Annotated in this window: 12 protein-coding genes; 3 read left to right on the forward strand and 9 right to left on the reverse strand. The window is 64.2% G+C overall.

Translation table 11 applies throughout. The features are described 5' to 3' along the window. Positions 1 to 321: 321 nt before the first annotated feature. The 3 genes from ITJ62_RS12955 to ITJ62_RS12965 form a co-directional block, all read right to left on the reverse strand. The gene (locus ITJ62_RS12955) at positions 322 to 1,446 is read right to left on the reverse strand and encodes a hypothetical protein (RefSeq protein WP_194602812.1); all 1,125 of its coding nucleotides are present in this window, start codon (positions 1,444 to 1,446) and stop codon (positions 322 to 324) included. Beyond that, positions 1,439 to 1,930 (reverse strand): hypothetical protein, encoded by a 492-nt coding sequence (locus ITJ62_RS12960; protein WP_194602815.1) that lies wholly within the window; start codon positions 1,928 to 1,930, stop codon positions 1,439 to 1,441. The genes ITJ62_RS12955 and ITJ62_RS12960 overlap by 8 nt, the downstream gene beginning before the upstream one ends. 268 nt (positions 1,931 to 2,198) lie before the next feature. Continuing rightward, complete coding sequence (locus tag ITJ62_RS12965; protein ID WP_194602818.1) at positions 2,199 to 2,735, reverse strand: hypothetical protein; 537 nt, start codon at positions 2,733 to 2,735, stop codon at positions 2,199 to 2,201. 233 nt (positions 2,736 to 2,968) lie between these two features. Here ITJ62_RS12965 and ITJ62_RS12970 point away from each other — a divergent pair, with 233 nt between their 5' ends. Beyond that, a complete protein-coding gene (locus tag ITJ62_RS12970; RefSeq protein ID WP_194602820.1) occupies positions 2,969 to 3,565 on the forward strand; it encodes a hypothetical protein in 597 nt (198 codons plus the stop codon). 4 nt (positions 3,566 to 3,569) lie between these two features. After that, on the forward strand, positions 3,570 to 4,001 hold the full coding sequence (locus ITJ62_RS12975; RefSeq protein WP_194602824.1) for a hypothetical protein: 432 nt from the start codon (positions 3,570 to 3,572) through the stop codon (positions 3,999 to 4,001). A 108-nt stretch (positions 4,002 to 4,109) separates the two neighbouring features. Here ITJ62_RS12975 and ITJ62_RS12980 read toward each other — a convergent pair whose 3' ends face one another. The 6 genes from ITJ62_RS12980 to ITJ62_RS13005 form a co-directional block, all read right to left on the reverse strand. After that, the gene (locus ITJ62_RS12980) at positions 4,110 to 4,925 is read right to left on the reverse strand and encodes an RES family NAD+ phosphorylase (RefSeq protein ID WP_228498476.1); all 816 of its coding nucleotides are present in this window, start codon (positions 4,923 to 4,925) and stop codon (positions 4,110 to 4,112) included. 220 nt (positions 4,926 to 5,145) lie between these two features. Then, the gene (locus ITJ62_RS12985) at positions 5,146 to 6,078 is read right to left on the reverse strand and encodes a sce7725 family protein (protein ID WP_194602830.1); all 933 of its coding nucleotides are present in this window, start codon (positions 6,076 to 6,078) and stop codon (positions 5,146 to 5,148) included. Positions 6,079 to 6,086: 8 nt separating this feature from the next. Then, entirely contained in the window at positions 6,087 to 6,986 is a 900-nt protein-coding gene (locus tag ITJ62_RS19350) for a sce7726 family protein (RefSeq protein ID WP_370581911.1), read from the reverse strand. Positions 6,987 to 7,183: 197 nt separating this feature from the next. Next, positions 7,184 to 8,197 (reverse strand): LLM class flavin-dependent oxidoreductase, encoded by a 1,014-nt coding sequence (locus tag ITJ62_RS12995; protein WP_194602837.1) that lies wholly within the window; start codon positions 8,195 to 8,197, stop codon positions 7,184 to 7,186. A gap of 58 nt (positions 8,198 to 8,255) precedes the next feature. After that, on the reverse strand, positions 8,256 to 8,552 hold the full coding sequence (locus ITJ62_RS13000; RefSeq protein WP_194602840.1) for a chorismate mutase: 297 nt from the start codon (positions 8,550 to 8,552) through the stop codon (positions 8,256 to 8,258). A gap of 9 nt (positions 8,553 to 8,561) precedes the next feature. Continuing rightward, positions 8,562 to 11,225 carry a glycoside hydrolase family 78 protein gene (locus tag ITJ62_RS13005; protein WP_194602845.1) on the reverse strand — a complete coding sequence of 888 codons (2,664 nt, stop codon included), beginning with the start codon at positions 11,223 to 11,225 and terminating at the stop codon, positions 8,562 to 8,564. Between the two features lie 247 nt (positions 11,226 to 11,472). On the opposite strand from ITJ62_RS13005, the gene ITJ62_RS13010 reads away from it, so the two are divergent. Then, positions 11,473 to 12,768, forward strand: coding sequence for a Tm-1-like ATP-binding domain-containing protein (locus ITJ62_RS13010; RefSeq protein ID WP_194602848.1), 1,296 nt, complete (start codon positions 11,473 to 11,475; stop codon positions 12,766 to 12,768). Position 12,769: the final 1 nt, after the last annotated feature.

Raw genomic sequence — 12,769 nt, forward strand, 5'->3', positions numbered from 1 at the left:
GAACTCGCGGCGACTCAATCGAGGTCTCATACAAGTTCTTGCACCGTTCTATGCCCACCTTGGAACGACAGGCGCTCTGACTCGCTCGTCGTGCGGCGAAAGGTCGGATCAAGGCTCGAAAGGCTACCGTCGCTCAGATCGACTCTGAGACAGGGTGCATCAAGACCTACCTACTCGCTCGCCGTGAGGAGTGGTTAACCGATGGGGTAGACCTTGACAAGGAACAGAAGGAAGCCGCTGCCATCATCACGGAGGTTTACACCTAGTTCTGCTCGACCAACCCCCATAGTGCCCGACCGATCTCTACGGGGGTTACTAGTCTCAGTCATCTTCAATGAGGCACAACAGGCCGACTATGTGCATGATAGCGATGAGCGCATTCGGCCGGCTGTACTGCCGCTGGCTGATCGTGTGGACGGTCCCATGTCGCGTGAACTGAGTAGGCACCTCCATGCCCTGCTGAGGGCTGTACTCCCTGAACGCGCCGTAAAGACTATGGAGGACAAGCAAGGCCCTTGGGTAGTCAACATCACGCCATGTGGGAAGACTTCGCTCAGACGTTCCGGGAGGCGTGGCGACTCTCACCGCCCCCTTGCCCTTGCGCGACTGAAGGGTGGCGTCACTGTAGGAAGACCGCACGAACTTATCTGTAGCCGTATCGAGTGTGATTGCCGCGAGAGCCTGACCGGCACGCCAATGGCCAGCCTTCATCGCTTCAGCCGCCTGCCGTGCCGATGTTCTCCATGGGGTTGTCTCGTCTGAACGCAGCCGCCGAAGCTCCTTCAGGCATGCCCGCAAGATCGCTTCCGATTCTCGCCCGATGATCCGTCGACGGGCCGCTGCTGTCGATGCGCCCAAGACCTCCGCAAGCACGCGGTTCGGCGGCACCCACGCCAATGGCAGCCCTTCTCGAAGCTGAAGCTCCTCAAGGTCTTCGAGGTCTGGGAACTCTACTTCTGGGTCGTTCCAGTTCGGCGGTAATGAAGCCTGAAACCGGCGCTCAGACTCTTCAAGTTGCTCCCAGAGCTTCCGGGCGCGTTCAGCCTCTTGCGCCTCCCACTCCCTCATTGCCTTGACCATGGGGCTTTCTTGAATCTCGTACATCTTCCGCCGGAGCTCGTTCTGCTCTTCGGCCCAGCGCATCATCTCTCGCTGTGGCGCGAGATACTGCTCATAGTCCGCGGTGAGCGCCCGGAAGCGCTCTGTCTTCCTGTCCTCGTACTCCTGAAGCGCAGCCTGGGAAGACTCGTTCAGGTCATCCCTCATGGCAACGACAACATCGAACACCTTGCCGGGCAGAGAACCGACGCGGCCAACAAGATCGATGGTCTTCGGATCTTGAGCTAAGTAGTCGGCGATCATCGCGTCGGCTTTCCGACCTAGATCGTCCAGTAGGTCTCGGAACCAGTCAGCGGCTTTCTCCTTAGGAGGGTGCTCTTCAGTCAACGGACTGGCTCTCGAAGGCTCTTCGCTTCATCGCGTCCGCGCCAAGTGCAATCCCTAGACCTACCAGTCGTCCATCGCCGCCCATCACGCGATTGAGCATGAACTCGCTGGGTATCGAGTTGATGACTTTGTCTTCGAGCGCAAACGGATCGCGTGCCCGCGCCGCAAAGATGCGCGTCGTGTCCAACGCTCGGAAACTGTCTATCGAGATGATCGATTCGGTGACCCTGCCCCGTAACGGTCGGTCGAACGCTTTGCTCGTTGACCAATGCTGCCGGACCCGAGACTTGATACCGCCGTCACTGTGGGTGATGTCTACATAAGCTTGCTTGAACTCGTCTAAGGCCATGATGTACAAGCCCTGTTTACCCTCCCAGTCATTCAGGTTTGTCACCTCAACCATGCACCGTTGGGCCTTGACAGCTTCATCGATGGCGTGGTCAAAATCTCTCCGATCCAGAGTCCTGAAATATGCCATTTTCAAGTCGAGATTTTCAAGTGCGCGGGCTTGGTGCGCCTCACACACTCGTCTGTCATGAAGCGGTGGTCCTCGTCGTCGTAGGCATCACTCAACGAGTCCCAAAGCTCGGAGGCACGCTCGCGAGGGAAGTAGGTAGACGAACGCTTGTTGATCGTGGCGTAGGTGTCGCGGTCGACCCTCAGGCCGGGCTTGCTCCCGGCTCGAACGTTGAGACCGAAGTGAACGGCGCTTCGACGCACCGAACCATTCATCGGGTTCATCGCTGACCGGCTCAGAGTCGAAAGAAGGATGGAGGGGTCGAGGGTCCTTGCTTTCGCACGATGACCAGCGCGACCGCCAATCCCAGCATCACGTAAAGGCCAACTGAGCCGAGCGCTTTGCTTCCTGTCCGGTCCTGCGCCTCGATGAACTCGGTGGCCTTCTCGCCCGTCACCCTATGTGTATTGTCCAGGAGGCCGTAGATGGTCGAGCGCTCTTCGTCGGTCACACCAGGCTCGTTCAGGCGCTTGAGCAGTCCATCGACCAACTTGTCGTTGAACTGGAAATAGTCCTCTGCAATCTTGGACTTGGCATCGTGTTCTTGGGAACCCGCTGCTATGGCGGCCTGCACTCCGACCTCGAGGTACTGCACGAGAGCTGGTCGACGCACCACCAACCGTGCCACTTCCTCAGGCATGAGACCGAGAAGGCGTTCGGCCTCTTCCTGGGACGGCATGCTGCTCTCACCTCCGGACTCCGCGTCAGGTCCATCCCCGGCCTGTGCGCGCCAATCGGCGTTCGTGTCGTCGGTGTCGTCGTCGTAAGGCATCTGTCCCCCAAGAGCTAGTCCGGCTCATCGTATCGGACGGCTCCGCGGCGGCATCTTGGGGTGTATTTCGCAGGGAGTCGCGGTCTAACCGTGCTTCTTGGGGGTTCAACGAACGGGCGTTCCCCGCACTGACTCAATGTTGATGTTACAACCGTGTAACAGACTGCCTTGGGATCGACGAGGTCCTCCCGCGATGGTGCACTCAGTTAGGCACGTGCGACAAGATGATGGGCATGGTAGGAGCATTCGGTTTGAATACTGAGGAACGGCTGCAGCAAATCGCCGATGCCGTAGCGGCAGCAATCGGCGGGCAGTCTCAGTGCATCATGGGCGTGGCGCTCTTATGCGAGGTCTCGAAGCACTTTGGCTACGCGCTTACGCCCCGCGCTGTTTCGCTCGCAGGGCAGTCGACCGCGACCGGACAGGCCGTCGCGACCGGGGCGCTGGCTGCCGACTTCATACGCAAACACGGCGGCCCTTCCGAGGTGGTGGGGTATGCCGGGGCGTTGCCTGACGGGTCGGAGTTTCAGCGGGCTGGCCACCTCGTGGCTACCTTCGAGATCCCGTTTATCCTCATCGATCCGACCTTCGAGCAGTTCTCAGCCGCGGGGTTCCCGAAGGTTACGCCCGTCGTTGCAATCTCGCCGGGCGAGGGCGAGGTGGTGCTTGAGGGGCGAGATTTCCAAGCCGTCTATCTCTTTGACGATGACAATGGGGGCTGGCAAGACTCATTCGAGAAGACGCGAGAGGCCTCTCGAGAGGCTGCCCTCGGCATCGCGAATCACCTCAAAGCGGGACGACCTCCGCACACCCATGACGTGAGGCTCTAGCCGAATGATCCTGAGCGGCGGAGAAACGCCTCAAATATCAGAGCAGTTCTCACAGGGCATCGGCCGCATCGTCTACAGCGCGGGGCGAGTGGAGTTCCTGATCGGGCGAATGCTCCCAGGCGGCGCGTCTGGCGAGAGCGGGGCGCGGCTCGTCAAAGCAGCGCGAGAAGTCAACCACCCCGCTGTCGCAGACGTAGTCGACGGTTACGAACGCATCTTGCCGGATCGCAACCACCTGATTCATGGGACCTACCAGGTGTTCGAAGATCACATCGTCGCATGGCATCTCCGCCAAGGCGGTAAGCAACTGACCAGTCATTCCTACTCCATTGAAGTCTTGAGGTTCATAGCGACGAGTTGGAGCGACTTGGGCGACGCAGCGCACAACGCCCTGCATATCCTCCTCGATGCCGATAGTGCCAAGACGACTGTGTAGGCGGCGCTGTCGTCCGTTCTAATGGAGACTGGCGTCGGACATTTCTGGGTAAGGCCGCAAGAAAGCTCCAGTGCTGAGTGGGCCAGTCGGCTACGTCGGGCTATTGGGTCAACTCCCGATAGAAACGGTTACCTGAATGACGGACACCACGTCGAGCTCAGTGGCGGTTGCAACGGTTGGATGGAAGAGGGCGATGTTCACCCCATCGTCGCTACTGACCGAACTCCTGTACAAGACGCCGTCGAAGCCCTTCTTCTTGATGTATTCGCACAGGTACTGCGTAGGAACGTACTCATAAGCGACGCCGCTCGGCTGGACAGGCCGTGTTAGTTCTTCGCCTAGTCGCTCAAGGAGTGGTAGATCGGCTCGAAGCTCGATGATCAAGGTCTCATCCCCATCGCTCAGCGGCGAGATGAGTGATCGAGGATCGCGAAGATCGGCCAGTTTGAGGTCGTCTGCGTCTAGGAGGTCGAAGCGAGCGACGCATGCTCGCTCGCCAGTGTGAGGGCGAAGCTCCGCGACGGCGGTTGCACGTGTGGACCCCAGGTAAAGGTACGGGATACCTGCCGGATTTGCCCGACCGTGACCCGCCTTGTGACGCGGAGGTGCGCCCATGTCCTTCAGGGCGAAAGCATCATCGCCCGTCATTAGGCGGGCCCGATGCCAGTTGCTGAATTCAAGGGCAGTGGGTGTAGTGATCAGTTGGTCGAGAAGAACTGCTAAGCGATCCATGTCCATGGGTTCCTCAAGGAACCAGCGGTTGCTGTGCATGAGCTCGTCACGCAGCTCTTCCCAGCGACGAAGATTGCCGCCGCTCGGATGTGCAATGGGCGTGAACCTCTTGCGGACGATCTCGCCATCGTCCAGCACATCAGCGAGTAGCTCTTTTGCTTCGGCTTCACTTAACTTCCCGTTTGAGAACATCCTCCACTCGTTGATCAGGTGTCGGACTAGGAAGTCCCCGTGCGGATCTTCGCTGTAGGTCGCGATAAGCGGTGCAAACCATTGGCTCAGTCTGGAGGGGATGACGCAGAGTGCGTCCACCTCGCCGCAGTAGTCGCAATCCTGCCTAAGGGGTTCGCATTGATCGATCAGCTGAACTCGAATGTGCCGATCGTCGAAACAAGTTGCGCAGCAGCGTCGCTCAGGCATTCGCGTGGTAATCCGCAAGCGTCTCGATGTGATGCTTGATGGACAGTTTCTTGACATATCCCAGACCCGGGAAGTGTTTACGCTCGTGCAGGTCGCGGAACTCTTGGACAGCCGTTGTGGAGAGGATCTTCGTAAAGGGATCATCAACCGCTGAGATGAGTTTGGCGAGCGCCTGCGCGAACTTACCTGCCGGGTCGACGGGGGTGTCATTTGAGTCGGACTTGAAGTGATAAACGAACATCGCGTCATCATTCGAAGGGTCGATGTATGTCAGATGGATGGCCACAGCGTATGCGGGGCCACCGCCCTCGCTGTAGTGATCGCCAATCGTCAGGAAGTCGCCGTAACCGTCGCCGCCTAGCTCTTCATAGGTAACGTGGAGATCTGAGAACCTGTTGACCAAGTCGTAGTCCGCGTTCTTCATTCGTTCGAACCCGTCTTCGACCAGGATGCGCCGTGCGCCCTTGAACGGGCGGCGGTAGAGAGTGTTGCGAGCATCAAGGAAGACATGCGTTAACGATTCCGGCTGGAGGCTGTTCGCTAGAGCTTTGCCGTCGGTAAACCCCGCATGCACGAGCGTAAGTGGGCGGTCCGCGTAGGGTTCGATGAGTTTGGTTGCATCGTCCACAGTCAGATCGCTTGTGAGCAGAAGCGCCGGGGAGATCGCATCGTTGTCCCCATGGCTTTCGGCCATGTACTGCGCCAGAATCTCGCTACTATCCCTGTGATCGCCGTGTCTCGGGTTCACGATCACAGTTGCATTGGCGCCCTTGAGAAGTAGTTCGTCCAGTGTGCGCTGAAGTCCCTTAAAGGTCTCACGAACTGGTTCGATGATCGGATTGAAACCCGCATCTGCGATGACTGCCGCACACTCACGGATCGCAATCAACTCGAACTGCTTGCCGCGAAAGTAGGGAAAGTACATCTTCGTTCCTAACTCCAGGTCATCACTGACGACATCAACGTACTAGTGGCTACGGACAGATTCGCGCGCGCGCCGTCGTCTAGGTCGCCGAACAGTGCGGCAGTCCTAATCGAGGGCGGAAAAGCGTCAAGGTGCGCTTCCTGAGCTGCACGTGATCGGCTCCGCTTCACGACTTCGACAGCGTGCCGATGCACATCGACCGGATCGAGGGTCGCATACAGCTTTCTCAGTTCCGTCCACAGGCGTGTGTTCGGAACGTCGGGCGTCTCTATCCCGAGATTCTCAAGCACCTGCAAAGCCTCGCTTGACCGGAGAGTCTCCAAAAGCGCCGTTGGTTCGATGCGTTCGGGCCGGTCCTGGGTTTCTCGGACTACCTGCAGTCGGAGACGAGGAGAGAGTGCAAGCACCCCGACGTCATCCGGAGCAAGGCGAAGGACAGCGCCCGTTTGACGAGAGCTCGTCACCACCGTGACACTCGCGAAGACAGACCTGTAGTCGCTGAGTTGGGTAGTTAGGCGGCTTAGCGAATCTCTTTCCGACTTGATCTCGTAGGCCGTCGCGGTGCCGTTGAGAATGACCAGATCCGCCTTGGACCCCCGCGCGCGCACCTCGTTCAGAACAGTCGCTGTGCGGAGGTTGTGTCGACCGAGGGCAATTCTCTCGACTACCGAACTCCGATAGACATAATCATCCCTATTGCCGGACTTCGTCAGCTTCGTGTATCCGAGATCGAGTGCATCCTGGAGCGTTGCTCCGCTGGGCAGGTCCGCTGGGACGGAAGTCGCTTGCAACAGGCGAGCGACAAGGGGCGAACGCCCGCTTCGACCAAGCTCGCGTATAGCCGCAGGTGAGAAGAGTCGCGAGAGAGCAGCGAGTTCCTCGGTGGCAAGTGTGCCCACGCGAAACACCCCCTGCCGTTCGGAACCGATGACTGATTCTAGTTGGCCAGTCGCTCGAGACCTCTTAGCCCACGACGCTGGCTCGCGATCTGGACCGTTGCGGGTTGATGTGACACAACGATGCGGCCTTGATGGGACGGGCGTGAAGACTCGATCCAGTGACCGCTAGCGCGGGACTAGGCGTCGAGCTTCGTGTTGTTTGGCGGCTACCCCAGCGCCGGCTTGATGTCCTTGACGATCGACTCAAGGATGCGCGCGTTGAAGGCCACGCCCAGCTGGTTCGGGACGGTGACGAGGACGGTGTCGGCGGCCTGCACGGCGGCGTCGGCCGCGAGCTCTGCGGCGATGACGTCGGGCTCGCCGATGAAGCTGCGGCCGAAGCGCGCGAGTCCGCCGTCGAGGTGTCCGACCTGGTCCTTCGAGTCCGCCTGGGCGCGCAGTCCGAAGTAGCGGCGCGTCTCGTCGTCGATGAGCGGCAGGATGCTGCGGCTCACGGAGACCCGCGGCTGCCACTCGTGACCGGTTTCGGTCCAGGCGTCACGGAACATCTGGATCTGCTCCGCCTGCAGTTCGTCGAACGGCACCCCGGTGTCCTCGGTGAGGAGCGTCGACGACATGAGGTTCATGCCCTGCTCCGCCGTCCACACCGCCGTGGACCGCGAGCCGGCGCCCCACCAGATGCGCTCGCCGAGCTCCGGCGACTGCGGCTGGATCGCGAGCAGGCCGTTCGTCCCCGTCATCTGCGGGTTGGCACGCGCCACGCCCGCACCGGCGATGGCCGCGCGGAACACCTCGGTGTGCGAGCGGGCGATGTCCGCGTCGGTCTCGTCGTCGCCCGGCACGTAGCCGAACGACTCCGACCCGCGGAGGGCCGTCTCGGGTGATCCCCGGCTCACGCCGAGCTGCAGTCGGCCGTCGCTGATGAGATCGGTGGCCGCCGCCTCCTCGGCCATGTAGAGCGGGTTCTCGTAGCGCATGTCGATGACACCGGTGCCGAGTTCGATCGTCGAGGTCTTCGCCGCCATCGCCGCCAGGAGCGGGAACGGTGACGCGAGCTGTCGGGCGAAGTGGTGCACGCGCACGTACGCGCCGTCGACACCGACCTCCTCCGCCGCGACCGCGAGGTCGATGCTCTGCAGCAGTGCGTCACGCCCCGTGCGCACGCTGGAGCCCGGAACGTCTTGCCAGTGTCCGAAGGACAGGAACCCGATCTTCTTCACGCTGACTACAGCGTCGCGCGGAGCGGTTCTATTCCTCTGAATGGATCAGCGGACCAGCTCAGCGCGACCGGTGCTCATCCAGCTCGAGGTCGATGAAGGCCGCGATCATCGCGCGATAGGTCGCCTCGACGACGGTGGGGGAGGCGTGGACCTCATCGGCGATGCGGCGCACCGCCTCGACGACCTGCTCGACCCGTGCGGGCGCGTGAACCGCCTGCTCGTCCTGTTTCAGCCGGCCGGCCTCGACCACCCATCCTTGACGCTCGGCGATGAGTTCGACGATCCCGTGATCGATGCGGTCGATGTGGTTCCGGACGTCCTGCAAGGTGAACTCGGATCGCGGTGACTCGTGCATCCCTCGAATTTATCGCGCGTTCCCGGCCTCGAGCAGTGCCTCTCCCCGATCGAGTCGCGCCTCGAAGCGGTGCGTACCGCTCGTCACCGACACCGGCTCGGCGCCCTGCAGGTCGACCACGGCCGTCGTCCCCGTGGGCACCTCGACCTCGACGTGCAGCGTGCCGTCGACGATCCGCCAGGCGATCGAGGCCCGCCCGTAGGGCGTCAGGTGCACGGCCGAGGCGTGGGTGAGCCCACCGCCCGGTCGGGGCCGGAACAGGATCGAGCGGTAGCCGGGTGCGGCTGGAGCGATGCCGGCGACGACCCGGTGCAGCCAGTCCGCCACCGCTCCGAGCGCGTAGTGGTTGAACGAGGTCATCTGCCCCGGGTTCACGGTCCCGTCGGGCAGCATGCTGTCCCAGCGCTCCCAGATCGTGGTCGCGCCCTGTCCCACCGCGTACAGCCAGGACGGGCACTCGTCCTCGAGCAGCAGGTCGTAGGCGCGGTCGAGATGGCCCGACGTCGTGAGCGCGTCGCTCACGATCGGCGTCCCGACGAAGCCCGTCGCGATGCGGTTGCCGGCGGCGGCGACGAGTGCGCTCAACCGCTCGCCGGCGCGGTCCACGGCCGCCGGGTCCGGCAGGAGCTCGAACGCGATCGCGAGCGAATACGCGGTCTGGGCGTCACTCGTCATCAGCCCGTCCTCGCCGACGTACTCCGCGAGGAACGCCCGGCGGGTCGCCTCAGCGAGCTCGGCGTAGTGCTCAGCGTCGTCCACTCGGCCGAGCACGGCGGCGGTCTTCGCGAGGTGCGCCGTGGACCAGGCCGAGTAGGCGGTGGCGACGAGGTGGCGGTCGGTGAGCGACTCCGCCGGGCGATCCGGTGGTGCGGCCGGGTCGAGCCAGTCGCCCAGCTGGAACCCCTCGTTCCACAGATGGTCAGGGCCGGAGAGCCGGTGGACGAGGTCGACCCACCGCTTCGCGCTGTCGTACTGGGCCGCGAGGACGCCGATGTCGCCGAAGCGCTCGTAGAGCACCCACGGGGTGAGGACGGCGACGTCGCCCCACACGGCGCCGGGTCGGTTCGGCGTCCACTGGCCGTCGTCGGGGATGAACGGGACGTACCAGGGCACGGTGCCGTCCTCGTGCTGCTCGACCGCGACGTCCTGCAACCAGGAGCCGAGCATGCCCGACACGTCGTACAGGAACGAGGCGGTGCGCGCGAAGACCTGCAGGTCGCCGGTCCAGCCGACGCGCTCGTCCCGCTGCGGGCAGTCGGTGGGCAGGTCGACGAAGTTCCCGCGCATGCTCCAGAGCACGTTCTCGTGCAGGCGGTCCACCCGCTCGTCGGAGCTCTCGAACCAGCCCGTCCGCTCGAGGTCGGAGTGGTAGACCCGCGCGACGACGTCGCCGTTCGCGACCGCCTCGTCGAGATCGCCCGGCCATCCGGTGATCTCCGCGTACCGGAAGCCGTGGATCGTGAACCGCGGCTCCCACTCCTCCGCGGGACCGCCGTCGACCGGGGTCGGGCGGCCGGCGAGGGTGTAGCTGTCGGTCGCCTTCGCCTCGCGGAGCGGACGGGTGTAGATCTCACCCCCCTGCATGACCTCCGCGGTGCGGATCACGACCGTCTCGCCCGCCTGACCGGTCACCCGGATCCGCAGTCGACCGACGAGGTTCTGGCCGAGGTCGAGGATGCGCCTGCCACTCGGGCTCGTGAGGACCGCGATCGGCGCGACCTCCTGCGTCGCGCGCACCGGGGGTCCCTGCGGTGCGACGAAGGTGGCGGGGTCGCGTGTGCCGATCCGCACGCCAGTCCACCCGCTGTCGTCGAAGCCGGGCTCCGACCATCCGGGGAGCTCCTCGCGGGCGTCGTAGTGCTCACCGTCGTAGTTGCCGGAGCTGATGATGGGGCCGAACGAGGCGCGCCAGTGCTCGTCGGTCGCGATGGTCTCGACGCGACCGTCCTCATAGCGGAGTTCGAGCTGGGCGATGAGCGAGAGGTCCGAGCCGAACAGGTTGCGGAAGCCACCGCGCCACCCCAGTCGACCCCGGTACCAGCCGTCGCCCATCCAGGAGCCGATCGCGTTGTCGCCGGGGTGCAGGAGCTCGGTGACATCGTGCGTCGCCGGGCGCAGCCGGCTCGCGTAGCTGGTCCAGCCCGGCGCGAGCGCCTCGTCACCGACGCGACGACCGTTGATCTCCGCCTCGTAGACGCCGTGCGCCGTGAGGTACAACCGCGCCGAGACGAGGTCGGCACCGACGGTGAAGTCCCGCCGCAGCAGGGGTGGCCGACGCGTGTCGCTCTCCGGCTCCTCATCCCAGTCGGCTGCGACCGGCACCGCGACCCAGTCGCCCGGTGCGAGCAGGCCGGCCTCGACCGTCGCCACCGGGCTCCAGTCGGCCGCCTCGACCGCCCGGCCAGGGCTGCTGTCGGTGCCCCACACCCGTACGCGCACCGATGCCACCTCACGCGAGCGGAGCGGAGCGGCGGGCCAGGCGACGAGGACGGATTCACCGGTGGCGACCCGGCCCGTGGTCGTGACCCGTCCGTCGCGGGTGATCTCGATCTCGGCGGCGTGCTGCTCCCAGCCGGCGGGCGCCAGATTCGTCCAGCTCAGCCTCGGGGTGGCGTCGCCGATCCCTCGGGCTTCGCGGAGGTGCTCGAATCTGGGGGCGCTCGTGGTCACCATCGTGGCTGCTGGTCCTTTCGTCAGGCAGGGCGCGTCGCAGCTCGCTCGGCGATCAACTCTGACACGTTTCAAAACCCGATGCTACAGCGTTTGTATGCGAGAAAGCGAGGATGGTGCGACACTTCTTGACACGTTTCAAAACCTGGACCAGGATGGAGGCGCTGGCGGGGTCGAAGCGGATCCGTCAGGTGGGGCGCGCCGATACGCGGCCGGCCCGCGCTCACGACGACGACGATGGAGAGCGACGATGACAGCACCCGAAGCACCAGCCAGACCGACCGTCGCCCTCGTCGGCACCCTCGACACCAAGGGTGCCGAGTACCGGTGGGTCGCCGAGCGTCTCGGCGAACTGGGCGCGGACGTCGTGGTCGTCGACGCCGGAACGCGTGAGCCCCACGGGTACGACGCTGCCGTGGATCATCCGAACCACGAGGTGGCGGCCACTGCCGGGACCGATCTCGAGACGTTGCTCGCCGCGGAGGATCGTGGCGCCGCCGTGAGCGCGATGGCCGAGGGTGCCGCGACCGTGATCGGCCGGCTGCACGCCTCCGGGCGGGTCGACGCCGTCCTCGCCCTCGGTGGCAGCGGCGGGTCGGCCATCGCCGCCCGGGTTTTCCGCGAACTGCCGATCGGGGCCCCGAAGCTCCTCGTGTCGACGATGGCGTCCGGGGACGTCGCGCCGTACGTCGGCGCGAACGACGTGACGCTCATGTACAGCGTGGTCGACATCGCCGGGATCAACCAGATCTCCCGTGCCGTCCTCGGGAACGCGGTGGCGGCCATCGCCGGCATGGCGGCGGCTGCGCAGGCGCGCGGTCCGGCCTCGTCCGCCGAGCGGACGGACCGCCCCCTCATCGGGGCGTCGATGTTCGGGGTCACGACGCCCGCGGTCGACGTGGCTCGCGAGCGCCTCGACGAACTCGGCTACGAGGTCCTCGTCTTCCACGCCACCGGCTCGGGTGGGCAGGCACTGGAATCGCTCGCCCGCAGCGGCATGCTCGCGGGGGTCCTCGACCTCACGACGACCGAACTCGCGGACGACCTCGTCGGCGGCGTGCTGACGGCGGGCCCCGACCGACTCACCGCGGCCGGCGCGGCAGGTGTCCCGCAGCTCGTCAGCCTGGGCGCCCTCGACATGGTGAACTTCGGCCCTCGCGACACCGTGCCGGAGCGGTTCGCCGATCGCGACTTCTTCGTCCACAACGCGACGGTGACGCTCATGCGCACCACGGTCGAGGAGAACCGAGAGCTGGGCGAGCGGATCGGGGCGAAGCTCGCGGGAGCCGAGGCCCCCACCGTCCTGTTGATCCCGCGCGGCGGTGTCTCGGCGCTCGACGCCGAGGGGTTGCCGTTCCGCGACCCGGCGGCGGACGCGGCGCTCATCGATGCGGTGCTCGCGGGCGTGGCGGGCAGCGCGGTCACCGTCGTCGACCGTCCGGAACACCTCAATGATCCGGTGTTCGCGAGGATCGCAGCCGACACCCTGCACGCCCTGATCGAGCGGAACAGCACCGGCCAGCACAGCACAACGGAAGAGGACTGAC

The sequence above is a fragment of the Plantibacter sp. VKM Ac-2876 genome (assembly GCF_015350715.1).
GTDB lineage: Bacteria > Actinomycetota > Actinomycetes > Actinomycetales > Microbacteriaceae > Plantibacter > Plantibacter auratus.